General features: G+C 69.8%; 11 protein-coding genes. 8 read left to right on the top strand and 3 right to left on the bottom strand.

All coding sequences use genetic code 11. From position 1 onward, the window contains the following. The first annotated feature begins 165 nt into the window (after nucleotides 1-165). Nucleotides 166-1242: an L-glyceraldehyde 3-phosphate reductase gene (mgrA, locus tag ACI3KS_RS01155; RefSeq protein WP_404914345.1), complete on the top strand. Its 1077-nt coding sequence runs from the start codon at nucleotides 166-168 to the stop codon at nucleotides 1240-1242. A gap of 308 nt (nucleotides 1243-1550) precedes the next feature. On the opposite strand, the gene ACI3KS_RS01150 is transcribed toward mgrA, so the two are convergent. Both ACI3KS_RS01150 and ACI3KS_RS01145 read right to left on the bottom strand, forming a co-directional pair. Continuing rightward, a complete protein-coding gene (locus ACI3KS_RS01150; protein ID WP_404914343.1) occupies nucleotides 1551-2759 on the bottom strand; it encodes an acyl-CoA dehydrogenase family protein in 1209 nt (402 codons plus the stop codon). Then, nucleotides 2756-4108, bottom strand: a complete 1353-nt coding sequence (locus tag ACI3KS_RS01145) for an O-acetylhomoserine aminocarboxypropyltransferase/cysteine synthase family protein (RefSeq protein ID WP_404914341.1) — start codon at nucleotides 4106-4108, stop codon at nucleotides 2756-2758. Before ACI3KS_RS01145 ends, ACI3KS_RS01150 begins: the two co-directional genes overlap by 4 nt. 101 nt (nucleotides 4109-4209) lie before the next feature. Between ACI3KS_RS01145 and ACI3KS_RS01140 the strand changes: the two genes are divergently transcribed. From ACI3KS_RS01140 to ACI3KS_RS01110, 7 genes are all read left to right on the top strand, one after another. Further along, entirely contained in the window at nucleotides 4210-5034 is an 825-nt protein-coding gene (locus tag ACI3KS_RS01140) for a hypothetical protein (RefSeq protein WP_404914339.1), read from the top strand. Further along, nucleotides 5031-6320 (top strand): adenosylhomocysteinase, encoded by a 1290-nt coding sequence (locus ACI3KS_RS01135; RefSeq protein ID WP_404914337.1) that lies wholly within the window; start codon nucleotides 5031-5033, stop codon nucleotides 6318-6320. Before ACI3KS_RS01140 ends, ACI3KS_RS01135 begins: the two co-directional genes overlap by 4 nt. A gap of 37 nt (nucleotides 6321-6357) precedes the next feature. Next, nucleotides 6358-7656, top strand: a complete 1299-nt coding sequence (locus tag ACI3KS_RS01130) for an amidohydrolase family protein (RefSeq protein ID WP_404914335.1) — start codon at nucleotides 6358-6360, stop codon at nucleotides 7654-7656. Continuing rightward, nucleotides 7653-9020 carry an NtaA/DmoA family FMN-dependent monooxygenase gene (locus ACI3KS_RS01125; RefSeq protein WP_404914333.1) on the top strand — a complete coding sequence of 456 codons (1368 nt, stop codon included), beginning with the start codon at nucleotides 7653-7655 and terminating at the stop codon, nucleotides 9018-9020. The genes ACI3KS_RS01130 and ACI3KS_RS01125 overlap by 4 nt, the downstream gene beginning before the upstream one ends. A gap of 328 nt (nucleotides 9021-9348) precedes the next feature. Next, entirely contained in the window at nucleotides 9349-10596 is a 1248-nt protein-coding gene (locus tag ACI3KS_RS01120) for an extracellular solute-binding protein (RefSeq protein ID WP_404914331.1), read from the top strand. Continuing rightward, entirely contained in the window at nucleotides 10596-11543 is a 948-nt protein-coding gene (locus ACI3KS_RS01115) for a carbohydrate ABC transporter permease (protein WP_404914329.1), read from the top strand. Before ACI3KS_RS01120 ends, ACI3KS_RS01115 begins: the two co-directional genes overlap by 1 nt. Beyond that, nucleotides 11540-12367 carry a carbohydrate ABC transporter permease gene (locus ACI3KS_RS01110; protein ID WP_404914327.1) on the top strand — a complete coding sequence of 276 codons (828 nt, stop codon included), beginning with the start codon at nucleotides 11540-11542 and terminating at the stop codon, nucleotides 12365-12367. Before ACI3KS_RS01115 ends, ACI3KS_RS01110 begins: the two co-directional genes overlap by 4 nt. A gap of 234 nt (nucleotides 12368-12601) precedes the next feature. Here the strand turns inward: ACI3KS_RS01110 and ACI3KS_RS01105 are convergent, their stop codons facing one another. Further along, complete coding sequence (locus tag ACI3KS_RS01105) at nucleotides 12602-13555, bottom strand: RimK family alpha-L-glutamate ligase (protein WP_404914325.1); 954 nt, start codon at nucleotides 13553-13555, stop codon at nucleotides 12602-12604. Nucleotides 13556-13709: the final 154 nt, after the last annotated feature.

The raw sequence follows: 13709 nt of genomic DNA, 5'->3' as shown, positions 1-13709 counted from the left end.
CGGATGCTCTGCGCGAAAGCATCCGCGATCCGTCACTCCGTCCGCGATCCGTCGCGCGACCGACCAGCGAACGCCCGTCACAGATCTCAACATCCCGGCGCGCTCATCGCCCTGACGACTACCGTGAACACGGGCCGTGCAGCCCGCTGAATCAGGAGGTCCTCCGTGTCCGAGTTCGAGATCCGCTTCGACAAGCCCGTTCCCGACATCCACCGTCCGTATGCGGCGGATGCCGACCGCTACCAGCACCTCTCGTACCGCCGTGTCGGCAACTCGGGTCTGCTGCTGCCGCCGATCTCACTCGGGCTGTGGTGGAACTTCGGCGACGACCGTCCGTTCCAGACGCAGCGCGAGATCATCCGGCACGCGTTCGACAAGGGCATCACGCACTTCGACCTGGCGAACAACTACGGCCCGCCCAACGGCTCGGCCGAGGAGAACTTCGGGCGCCTGCTGCACCGCGACCTCAAGCCGTACCGCAGCGAGCTCGTCGTCTCGACCAAGGCCGGCTGGTCGCACTGGCCCGGTCCCTACGGCGACTACGGCTCGCGCAAGTACCTGTTCAACAGCCTCGACGAGTCGCTCGAGCGCCTGCGCACCGACTACGTCGACATCTTCTACTCGCACCGGGTCGACCCGCACACCCCGCTCGAGGAGACCATCGGCGCGCTCGACGCGATCGTCCGCTCGGGCCGTGCGCTGTATGTGGGCCTGTCGTCGTACTCGGCAGAGCGCACGCGCAAGGCACAGGAGATCGCCCGCGACCTCGGCACGCCGCTGATCATCCACCAGCCCTCGTACAACCTGCTCAACCGCTGGGTCGAGCAGGAGTTGTTCGAGACGCTCGACGAGCAGGGCCTCGGTCTCATCGCGTTCACGCCGCTCGCTCAGGGCCTGCTCACGAGCAAGTTCCTCGACGACCCGAAGGCCGGCCACGCGTCGAACCGGTACTCGTTCAACGAGAACCACCTGTCGGAGGCGAACCTGTCGCGCGTACGCGCGCTCAACGAGATCGCCCAGCGCCGCGGTCAGTCGCTCGCGCAGTTCGCGATCGCGTGGCTGCTGCGCGACCGCAACGTGACCTCGGTGCTGATCGGCGCCTCGTCGATCGCGCAGCTCGACGAGAACCTCGCGGCGCTCGGCAACACCTCGTTCACGGCCGAGGAGCTCGCCGAGATCGACGAGATCACCGCCGAGAAGGGCGACGCCATCGACCTGTGGGAGAACTCGACCGAGATCTGACCCTTCGGCGGGCTCAGCGACCCACCCGGGTTCCTGAGCCTGCCGGCGGGCTTGCGGGAACCCGTCAGAGCTGACGCTCAACTTCTGCGGCCACGCCTGTAGCGCCGTTCACTTCGGGGGCCGACACGCCACATTCAGGCCCGAAAGCGCCCCAACGGCCAGCTTCTGGCGTGTCGGCCCCCGAAGTGGCACGAGACACCGCGCCGGAACCACACGAGAAGCCGGAGCGGCACAAGACACCGCGCCGGAGCCACACGAGAAGCCGGAGTCGCGCCGGCCCCTGCAGTGGCACGCCCCGCGGGCGGCTCTCAGGTGTACAGCGAAAGCGGCTGACGGATGCCGAGCAGGAAGTCAGCCCCGACCTCGAGCTTCTTGTAGTCGACCGGGTCGTGCAGCGAGTGCGTGCGCACGTTGCGCCAGTGCGCATCCAGCCCCACCTTCGATGCGGTCGAGCTCGACCCCGTGGCCTCGAATACCCGGTGGCTGACATCGGTGGCGACGTCGCTGGAGACGACCTTGAGCTGGGCGACCCTGATGGCGATGTCGCCGCGCGCCCGCTCATCGACCTCGGTGCCACGCGCCACGACGGCGTCGTACTCCTCGTTGACCCGGTCGGCCAGCGCCTCGACGGCAGCGGTCCGCGCGACGAGCTCGCCGTACAGTCGCTGCACGAACGGATCCTCGCGGTACCGGTCGGCCGCGCTGAGGAACCACGCGTTCGGACGCGCGTTCGTCAGCGAGCGGGCCTGCTCGAGCGCGCCCTGCGCGATCCCGAGATAGAGGTTGCCGAACATGAGCTGCACGGCCGGTGTCAACAGGGCCTGGAACCACTCGTCGGTCCCGAAGCCCAGCAGATGCTCCGGCCCGACCCGCACATCCGCGAACCGCACCGTGTTACTGGCCGACAGCCGCTGTCCGAGGAAGTCCCAGTCGTCCTGCACCTCGACGCCCGGATGCCCGGCCTCGAGCACGAGGAACGCGAAGCGCCCCTCATCTGCACCCGACGAGACGACCGCGTTCACGAGGATCACATCGCCCACCGACGATCCCGTCGAGAAGCGCTTCGTGCCCGAGAGCACGTACCCGTCGCCATCGGGGCTCAGCGTGAGCGACGGATCGACCGGATTCACCGAGTCGCCCCACAGCCATGAGTTCTCGATGCTGCGGCGGTACCAGGCGTCCCGGGCCTCCCCCGAGGCGACGAACGCCACATTGGCGGAGTTCGCGTAGTGATAGCCGAGGAGCTGGGCGATGCCGGCATCCGTCCGCGCGATCTCCCGTACGGCGATCAACGCCGACGACCAGTGTCCTCCGCCCCCGCCGAGCTCCGCCGGATCGAGCAGTGTCGTGAGACCCGAACGCTTCAGCAGTGCCGCCTCTGCGCGCGGCACGGTGCCCGCGCGCTCACGCTCGAGCACGTCGACCGCGAGCTCCTCGGCGACGGCGCGAGCCACGGACCGCCAGTGCGAGTTCTCCTCGCGGGTGGCGACGCCCCTCCACTGGGTACGCGAGCTCATCGTGTCCCCTCGAGGTGAGCGCTCACCGCGGCGAGCGCGCTGTCGAGGTCGGCGATCAGGTCGGCGACGGTCTCGATGCCGACCGACAGCCGCACGAGGCCTTCGTCGATGCCGAGCTCGGCGCGCAGCTCGGGGGTGAACGACAGATGCGTCGTCGTCGCCGGATGCAGCACCATCGAGCGCACGTCGCCGATGTTGGTCATGCGGCTGAACACCCGCAGGCTGTCGATGAAGATCTCGGCTCCGGCGCGGCCGCCCTTGACGGTCACGGCGAACACCGATCCCGAACGTCCGTCGAGCGTGCGCTGCGCGATCTCGTGCTGCGGGTGGCCGGGGAGTCCGGCATAGTCGACGTACTCGACGGCCGGATGCGTCGACAGGAACTCGGCGATCGCCCGCGAGTTCGACACGTGGCGCTCCATGCGCAGCGACAGCGTCTCGATGCCCTGCTGCAGCAGGAACGCGTGCAGCGGCGAGAGCGCGGGACCGAGGTCGTTCACGATCCCGCCGCGGAGGAACTGCTCGTAGGCGCGGCGTCCCCACGTCTCGAGCACGCTCTTCGCGCCCGGCGCGGGCGGCTCAGTGATGCCGGCGTAGGAGCGCGGCGACCCCGCCCAGTCGAACGTGCCGCCGTCGACGACGATGCCCGAGATCGCGGCACCGTGACCGGTGAGGAACTTGGTGCCGGAGTGCACGACGATGTGCGCGCCCTGCTCGAGAGGACGAACGAGGTAGGGCGTGCCGATCGTGTTGTCGACGATGAGCGGGATGCCGTGGCGCTCGGCGACCCGCGCGACCGTGGCGATGTCGACGACGTCGTTCTTCGGGTTCGGGATCGTCTCGGTGAAGATCGCCTTGGTGTCGGGGCCGATCGCCGCCTCCCACTGCGCCTCGTCGGTCGGGTCCTGCACGTAGTCGACTCCGACGCCGAAGCGGGCGAACGAGCGCCCGAACAGGATGCGCGTGCCGCTGTAGATGCTGGAGGTCGAGACGAAGCGGTCGCCGTTCCCGACGATCGACAGGATGGCCGCGCTGATCGCAGCCTGTCCCGAGGAGACGACGATCGCGCCGACGCCGCCCTCGAGCGCGGCGATGCGACGCTCGGCGACCTCGTTGGTCGGGTTCAGATTGCGGGAGTAGATCTGCCCGTCGTCCTCGCCGCCGAAGCGTCTCGTGCTCTCCTCGAACGAGTCGAAGCGGAACGCCGCGCTCAGGTAGATCGGGGCGACGCGGGATCCGTAGGCCGGCTCCTCGAACTCGCCGGCGTGCACCTGACGCGTGTCGAATCCGAAGTCGGTCCAGTCGTAGACCGGGTCGAGGATCTCGTGCGGAACGGATTCGTGGCTCATTGTGCCGACGCTAGAACACCGCGCGCGCGTCGCGCTCGTCCGCGCGTCACGCGAGGTCACAGACCGGCACCGCGCTTCGGGAGACGGATAGCGTCACCTCCGTGACCGCAACCCGATCGAGCACCCCGGCGACGGATGCCGCACGCGCGAGCGTCTTCCCCCTGGCCACTGCCGCCGCGGCGCGGGTCGGCTCGGCGCAGGCAGGCCTGGGCATCGCCTGGCGGTTCCCCGCGCTTCCGGATGCCGTCGCCGAGGCTGTGCGCAGCGCGTTCGGTGTGACGATCGTCAGCGACGACGAGGCAGAGGATCCGCGTGACCTCCCCGCCTTCGCCGCGCTGCACGCCCACGCCAGGGCCGAGCAGATCGTGCGGGCGCTCGCCCGGCGGACGAACCTCGTGCTGCCCGCGGCGAGCGCGCTCGTGATCGGCGACGGACCGGTGGCCGAGGTGATCGCAGCGATCCTGAGCCGTGGGGGCACGCGGGTTGTGCGGGGGATCGACGATCCCGTCGCGCGGCTCCGCGCGCACCTCTCCGGCGTGCGCACGGTCGTCGCGCCCTGGCCGCATACCGATCTGGTGATCACGACCGGCGAGCAGAGCGCCCTTCATCTCGTCGCTCCGCTCCTCGCTCAGGGACCGGAGCACGCCCCGGCATCCGGGGTCTTCATCGACGCCTCGCTCGACCCCGCGCAGACGCTCGACCCCGCGCAGACAGGCGACCCTGCGAAGGCCGTGCGGCCCTTCGTCACGAAGACCGGTGAGCGCGCCTGGCACGTCGAGGCCCCGGGCGTCTACGAGGCCGGCGGCGGAGCATCCGATCGCCCCACCCGCATCGCCGATGCCCTGGTCGCCCTGTCGATCCTCCGCGCCGGCACGAAAGACGCCGATGAGGCCGACACCGTCCTCGCAGAACTGGTTCTCGCATGAGCGGCCGCATCGCCGATCCGTCGCTGTGGCGCGAGGGGGCCGATCGCATCGCCTGGGCGCGCGAGTTCATGCCCGCGACGACAGCTCTCGCGGCGGAGCTGACGAGCACCGGTCGGGTGCGCGGCATCCGCATCGCCGTGTCCGACGTGCTCGAGCCGAAGACCGCCACGGTCGCGCTGCTGCTCGCCGAGGCCGGCGCCGAGGTCTCGGTGAGCTGCGTCGGCCGCGACACCGATGACGCGGTCGCCGCCGCCCTCGTGCACGCCGGCATCCCGACCTACGCGCACCGCGGCGCCTCCGATGCCGAAGACCGAGCCAACGTGCTGTCGCTGCTCGACCACCGCCCCGAGGTCATCATCGACGACGGTGCGGCGACCATCCGCCTCGCGCACACCGAGCGGCCCGGCATCCTGGCCGGCATGGCGGGGGCCACAGAGCAGACCACCAGCGGCGTCCGTCCGCTGCGCACGATGGAGCGCGAGGGCGCCCTGCGCATCCCGATCGTCGCCGCGAACGATGCCCGCACGAAGTCGCTGTTCGACAACGCGCACGGCACCGGCCAGTCGGTCGTCCTCGCCGTCGCCGACCTGCTCGACGAGCCCTGGGCCGGCACCGACGTCGTGGTCGCCGGCTACGGCCGGGTCGGCAGCGGGGTCGCACGGCACGCGTCCGCTCTTGGCGCCCGCGTCACGGTCAGCGAAGTGGATCCCGTCGCAGCCCTGCAGGCCGCGTTCGCCGGGTACGCGGTCGAGCCGCTGTCGGATGCCGCCGCGCACGCCGACGTGCTCATCTCGACGACCGGCATCGCGCACACCGTCGCGGTCGAGCAACTCGAGCGCCTTCCCGACGGCGCAGCTGTCGCGGTCGGCGGCGGGGCGTTCCAGGAGATCTCGCTGCTCGCGGCGCTCGAGGCCGGCGCCGTCGAGACCTTCCGCGCCGGCGCACTCTCGACGCTGCGGCTGCCGAACGGCCGCAGCATCCGCGTGCTCGACGACGGCCACTGCATCAACGTGAGCGCTGCCGAAGGCAACCCCATCCAGGTCATGGATCTGTCGTTCGGGGTGCAGCTCTCGGCCGTCGATCACCTGCTCGCTGCCCGCGGCACGCTCACGCCGGCCGTCCATGTCCTGCCGCGCGAGGCCGACGATCGCGTCGCCGCCCTCGCGCTGGGCGCGTTCGGCGGCGGGACGGATGCCGTCTCCACGGCTCAACTCGCCTACCTGAGCTCATGGCGTCCGCGCGACATCGCCGCCGGCACGGCATCCGCTCCCGATTTACCCGGGTAAATCCTTCACACCGAACACTCCGACCCGAGAGAACCGCATGAGCCGCATCACCCTCCACCGTGCCCGTACGGTGCTTCCCGTCGCGTCTCCGCCGATCGCCGACGGCGCGGTCGCCGTGCAGGACGGACGCATCATCGCCGTCGGCACGCACGACGCCGTCTCGGCCGATCTCGGCGACGCCGTCGTGGAACGCCACGAGTGGGACGGCACACTCGCACCAGGGCTCGTGAACGCCCACACACATCTGCAGTACACCGACATGGCCGAGGTCGGCCGTGGTTCGTACCCCAGCTTCGAGACCTGGGCGCTCGCGTTCGAGAAGGGCTACCGCGTCGAGCACGACTGGGCGGCCTCCGCAGCAGAGGGCGTGCGGCAGTCGATCGAGTCGGGCACCACTGCGGTCGCCGAGATCGTCACGGATCCCGAGGCCGGCCATGCCGTGCACGACGCCGGCCTGCACGGCGTCGTCTTCTGGGAGGTCTTCGGATGGAAGCGCTCCGCCTGGCAGCAGGAGGGTCCGCAGCGAGTGCTCGCCCAGCTCGAGGCGCTGCCCTCGCCACCAGTGACCGGTCTCTCACCCCACGCGATCTATTCACTCGATACCGACGTCTTCCGCGAGCTGCAGCGGCTCGCCGAGCAGCACGGCCTGCGCCTGCACATCCACGCGGCGGAGTCGGCTTCCGAAGACGAGTTCGCCCGCTTCGGCACCGGACCATTGGCCGAGCGCTGGCGCGGGCTCGGCCATTCCGACATGCAGCTGCTCGCGGGCGGCGGCTCGGGTCACGGCGTGGTCCCCTATCTCGACACGGTCGGCGTGCTGACCCCGCACTCGCACCTCGCACACGGCATCTACGTCGACGCCGACGATCGCGCGCTGCTGCGCGCCCGCGGCGTCTCGGTCGCACTGTGCCCCCGCTCGAACGAGGTGATCGGACTCGATGCGCCGCCCATCGCCGCGTATCTGCGCGAACGCAACCCGATCGGCGTCGGCACCGACTCGCTGTCGTCGTCGCCGTCGCTGCGAGTGCTCGACGACGTCGCCGAACTGCACCGGCTCGCGATCGCGCAGGGATACACGGATGCCGACCTCCACGCTCGCCTGCTGCATGCGGCGACGGCCGGAGGGGCCCGCGCTCTGGGGCTGGCCGACGGCCCCACGCCCACCGGTGCCCTCACGATCGGATCCCGGGCCGACATCGCCGTGTTCGACACGGCATCCGTGGCTCCGGACGATGCGCTGGCCGAGGTGGTCGAGAGCGCACCGGCCGCGCTCACGACCATCGTCGACGGACGCGCGCTGTGGACCGCGCCGGCCGTGAACGGAGCAGCAGCATGAGCGAACGGCATCCGCTCTTCTTCGGACTCTACGAGCAGGCCTGCGTCGGCAACGGCTCGGGAGCCGTGAGCCTGTGGACGCACCCCGCCGACGAGCGGCTCGGCGCGACCTCTCTGCGGTACTGGCTCGACCTCGGGCGCCGCGCCGAGGAGGCGGGCTTCGACCTGTTCTTCTTCGGCGACGTGCTCGGCATGTACGACACCTATCGCGGCGGGGCCGCGACCGCGGTGGAGTGGGGCGTCGAGCTGCCGGCGCACGACCCGCTGCTGCACATTCCCGCGCTCGCCGCCGTGACAGAGCGCATCGCGTTCGGTGCGACCGTGTCGACGACGTACGAGCATCCGTTCGCGCACGCCCGGCGCTTCAGCACGCTCGACCATCTCACCGACGGTCGCATCGCGTGGAACATCGTCACCTCGTATCTGCCGGGCGCCGCCGCGAACTTCGGCCTCGATGTGCTCGCTCACGACAGCCGCTACGACCGAGCAGACGAGTTCCTCGAGGTCGTCTACGACCTGTGGGAGCGCAGCTGGGACGACGACGCGTTCGTCGGCAGCCGCACGCGTCCACTCTTCGCGGACCCGGCGAAGGTGCACCGGATCGACCACGAGGGCGAGCACCTCCGGGTGGCCGGCCCGCACCTGAGCATCCCGTCGCCGCAGCGCACGCCGTACTTGATCCAGGCGGGGTGGTCGCCGCGGGGTCGGGAGTTCGCCGCCCGGCACGCCGAGCTGATCTTCGTCGGCGACTCGGACCCGCAGGCGATCCGCGCGGGTCTGGCCGGCATCCGTGCCCGCGCGGCCGAGCTCGGGCGCGACCCCGAGCAGATCCGTGCGGTCGTGGGCATGAATCCGGTGCTCGCGCGTACCCGCGTCGAGGTGCAGGAGAAGCTCGACGGGTATCAGTCGCACTACAACGCGGATGCTCAGCTCGCGGCGTACGCCGGCTGGAGCGGCATCGACTTCAGCCGTTACTCCGACGACGAGCCGATCGCGAAGCAGACCACGACGCACACGCAGACGAAGGAGACGAGTGCGGATGCTCCACCGCTCACCGCCGGAGACGTGCGGCGTCGCTTCGCCTCGGTGACGGCCTTCGCCGATGACCGGTTCATCGGGACTCCTGACGAGGTCGCCGCGAACATCGAGGCCTTCGTGGACGAGTCGGGGGTCGACGGCTTCCTGCTGCACCAGTTCGTGTCGCCAGGGACGCTCGACGACTTCACCGAGCTGCTCGCGCCGAGGCTGGCCGAGCGGGGGCTGTTCGGGGGCCCGCGGCCGACGGGAACGCTGCGGTCGCGCCTGCGCACCGACGGCGCGGATCGTCTCGGTGCCGACCACCCCGCGGGGGCGCGGCGGCGCTGACTCCGCCCGAGGGCGCCCTTCGTCTCGCGCCGTGTCGCTCAGGGACCGGGCACCGTCCGCTATCAGGACATGGTGGATCAAAAGCGCCTCCAGCGACGGCATCCGCGACGCACTTCTGATCCATCATCGCTGCCGGGCACACCGGGTCCCCGGCAGGGGGACGTGACCCCGTGCGTCCGAACATTTCGCTGTGTTTCACCCCGTGTGTCGTCGTGTTTCCGCCCGTCACATGACCGACACACGCGTGCACGAGACTCGTGCCACGGCATCCCGCCGTCCCTTCTCCCGACGATCGGCACCCCCGGTCGAGCTAAGGACCCGCCCTCTCATGAGCATCACTCGCACGCGCACTGCACGCGTCGCGCTGTCGGCTGCCGCCGGACTCGCGACCGTCGTCCTCTTCACCGGCTGCGCCGGCTCCAGCACCCCGGCCAGCACCTCCGGCGACGACACCGACTTCGACGGCCTCGAGCTCACGGCGTGGAGCAGCATCGACTTCGACCCGTACCAGACGCTGCAGAAGGAGTACTTCGAGAAGTGCGCGGCCGACCTCGGCATCACGATCGACGCGCAGACCATCTCGAACGACTACAGCACCAGCCTGCTGCAGGCCGCGAGCTCGAAGTCGCTGCCCGACATCGCCCTGGTCAGCACCGACACCCAGCTGCCGACCCTGGCCGCGCAGGGCGTGCTCGCCGACGTCGAGGAGCTCGGTCTCAGCACCGACGGCCTCGCCGACTCGGTCGCCGACCTCGGCGCCTATGACGGCACGCAGTACGGTCTGCCGGTGCAGGTCGAGGACTACTCGGTCTTCTACAACAAGGCCTACTTCGAAGAAGCGGGCATCACCGAGCTGCCGACCACGTTCGACGAACTGATCGCGGCAGCCAAGGCCACCACGACCGCCGACCACTACGGCATCGCGCTCTCCGGCATCGCCGGCGACGGCTCGACCTCGTCGTACTTCCTGCCCTTCCTGCTGAGCGCGGGCGGCGACCCGGCCGACCTCACCAGCGACGGCGCCGTGGCGGCGGTCGACCTGTACAAGACCCTCGTCGCCGACGGCAGCCTCTCGAAGGAGTTCGTCAACTGGGGCTGGGACGTCACCGACCAGTGGACATCGGGCAAGGCGGCCATCGTGGTCTCGGGCCCGTGGAACCTCGTCGACTCGAGCATCGACTTCGACTACGGCACGTTCTCCGTGCCCGCAGCCACCAGCGCCGACAAGGCGAGCGTCGGCCTCCTCGGCTACGCCTACACCGTGCCGGTTCAGAGCGACAAGAAGCGCGAGCAGGCCGCTGCCGCGCTGATCGAGTGCCGCGCCTCTGAGGAGAACCAGGTCGACACCGCCGTGCAGGGCGGCTATGTGCCGGCTCTCACCTCGGCGCAGGATGCCTTCGTCGAGCAGGTCCCGGCCGCCGAGGCGTTCGTCGCCCCGGTCGAGAACGCCTTCAACCCGGCCGAGCTGGGCACCGAGTGGAACTCGCTGCAGGCGCAGTACGTCGACGCGCTGCAGAACGCGACCGTCAACGGAGTGAGCGCCGAGGAGGCGCTGTCCAAGGCCGCGCAGGGCTGATGACCGCAGTCGCGACGGCGCCGAAGCGGCCGGAGACACCCGTCTCCGGCCGCTTCGGCCTGACCCTGGTGCGACGACGGAACCTCGAGCTGTGGGCGTTCCTCGTCCCCGCCATCCTGTTCTTCGCCGTCTTCTTCCTCTTCCCGCTGGGGTACGGCGTGTTCATGAGCACGACCGACTTCACCACCGGGACCTTCATCACCGGCGAGGCCCCGTTCGTCGGCTTCCAGAACTTCGCCGACATCTTCGCCGCCGACGCCACCGGCATCGCCGTCGTCAACACCCTCGTCATCACGGTCGTCGCGGTGAGCTCCGAGCTGATCATCGGTCTCGGACTCGCGCTGCTGTTCACCCGTCGCTTCCCCGGCAGCCGCTGGCTGCCCGCGCTGATCCTCATCCCGTGGCTGCTGCCCGCCGTCGTCGTCGCCACCATCTGGAAGTCGCTGCTCGCCGGCGACGGCGCGATCAACGACATCTTCCGCACCCTCGGTCTGCCGACCAACGCCTGGCTCGCCGATCCGACGACCGCCCTCGCCTGCGTCATCATCGTCGCCGTGTGGGCGAGCCTGCCCTACTGGTCGACGATCCTCGCCGCCGCTCTCAAGCAGGTGCCGGTCGAGCACCTCGAGGCCGCCGAACTCGACGGAGCCGGTGCGGGCAAGCGTCTGTGGCACATCATCATCCCCAGCATCTGGCCGGTGATCTCGGTGCTCGTGGTCATGAGCGTGGTCTACAACCTGCTCATCGTCGACCTCGTGCTCGCCCTCACCCAGGGCGGCCCGGCGAACAGCACCATGACCCTCGGCGTGCTCTCGTACCGATCGGCGTTCCAGCTGTTCGAGTTCGGGCACGCCGGCGCCTACGGGATGTTGCTGCTCGTCATCAGCCTCGGCTTCGCGGTGGTCTACACGTGGCTGTCGGCCCGTCAGGAGCGTGCCGAGCGATGAGTCCCACCCCCGCACGCCGCTCGCGCGGCTGGTTCTGGACCGCGCTCACCGTCGCGATCCTCATCGTCTACCTCTTCCCCGTGTACTGGATGCTGTCGGCGTCCCTCCAGCCCGAGGCGAACTCGACGGACACCGCATGGATCCCGCCGGCGCCGTCGCTCGGCGGCTACGAGCAGGCCTTCGCCGACGGGGGGCTCGACGGACTCCGCGTGAGCATCATCACCGCGATCGGGTCGGTGCTGCTGACGCTCATCGTCGCCGTGCCCGCCGCGTACTCGCTGAGCCGGCTGCGCTCGCGGGCCGTGAGCCTGGGACTCATCATCCTGCTGCTCGCGCAGATGATCCCCAGCATCGTGCTGGCGAACTCGTTCTACGCGATGTTCAACACCTGGGGCGCGCTCAACAGCTACATCGGTCTGATCCTGGCGAACGCCACAGCCGGCATCCCCTTCGCCATCATCCTGCTGCGGTCGTTCATGCTCCGGCTCGACACCGAGGTGATCGAGGCCTCGACGCTCGACGGACTCGGCCCGATCGGGTCGCTCTGGCGCATCGTCGTGCCGCTGTCGCGGAACGCGATCATCACCGCGGGCGTCTTCACGTTCCTGTTCGCCTGGGGCGACCTGCTCTTCGGGCTCACGCTCGTGACCCAGCGCGACATGTACCCCGTGACCGTGCTGATCTACTCGCTGGCCAACTCCAACATGAACACCTGGGCGGCGACCATGGGAGCGTCCCTCGTGGCCAGCCTTCCCGCACTGGTACTGGTGCTCGCCGCACAGCGCTACGTCAAGGAGGGCGTGATAGCCGGGAGCGGGCGGTAGGTCACGTCTGCCGCTCGCTCCCCGATCGTCGAGCCCCCACGGTCGTTGAGCGAGCGGAGCGAGACGAAACGCACCCCCGGTCGCTGAGCGACACTTCGACTCGCTGGCGCTCGCTCAGTGCGGGTCTCCGCGAGACGAAACGCGCCCGACGTTCTCACCCTTCGCTCGCGACAGACGAAGGAGGGCCTCGGGAACCGATGTTCCCGAGGCCCTCCTTCCGTCTGACGTGCGCGGTCAGACCGCCACGGGCTCGGCTTCACGGGCAAGCAGCCCGCCGAGGTGCTGCGCGATGGTGCGGGGACCCGAGACCTCGGCTCCGGCCTCGACATCGGGGTTGTAGTTCGTGTTCGTGTTCACGTCATAGGTGACGAAGCGTCCGTCGACCGTCTCGATGAACTCGATGCCGGCGATCTCGATCCCGGCGTCCTTCAGGAACGCGCGGTACTGCTGGACCAGCGGATGCTGCGCCGTGATCTCCTCGCGGATGCGGAACAGCGGCTCGGGCTCGACGCCGTCGGCTCCGGGCAGCGCGCAGGCCTCGGCCGGGCAGAGCTCGAAGCTGCCGGCGCTCGTGTCGACGCGCACGGCGTAGACGAACTCGCCGCCGGCGAACTCGACGCGGGTGACGAACGGCGCCGCGGCGAAGAGGTTCTCCTGCAGCAGGGTGATGCCGTCGGGCGAGGGCTCGAACTCGGGGCCGTCGACCCAGGCGTCGAACTCCTCGTGGCTATCGTGGCGGCGCACGCCGAGACCCTTGCCGCCCTGGTTGTGCTTGCTGATGAACGGCGCGGTGAACTCACGAGCGCGCTCCTTGAGCGCGTCGGTGCCGAACACGGCGATCGTGCGGGCCACGTCGATCCCCGCACGCTGCAGCGCCGCATGCTGTGCAGCCTTGCTGACCTCGAGCTCGAGCACGGAGCTGCCGTTGACGACCGTGCGCCCCGCGGCCTCGAGCCAGCGCAGCACAGCACGGCCGTACTCCTTCGAGTGCGCGTGATCGCGCGTGTGCGCCGAAGCGCTGAGGCGCGACCAGAACACGCCGGCCGGCGGTTCGGCGTTGAGGTCGATCGACCCCTCGGTGAGCAGCCATTCCTGGGCGGGAACGCCCTCGGCCTCGAACGCGGCGGCGAACGGCGGGAACCATTCGGCGTTCTCGTGGATCACGTATACGCGGGGCTCTGCAGTCATATCCTCACGCTAGGACACCCGCGAGGAGAGAGGGCCGTCGGTGTAATGCGGGGTCACCTGACGTCATCCGGATGCCGTCAGTCCGGGTCCCGAGCGTGCCGAAAGGTCCCCGCTGCGAGCCCTGAACCTACCGATGTCTTGGGTCCCTGAGCTT

The sequence above is a fragment of the Microbacterium sp. ZW T5_45 genome (assembly GCF_044987415.1).
In the GTDB taxonomy this organism is placed as follows: Bacteria; Actinomycetota; Actinomycetes; order Actinomycetales; family Microbacteriaceae; genus Microbacterium.
Note: the sequence above shows the minus strand (reverse complement) of the source record. Positions and strands in the feature narration are given on the sequence as shown.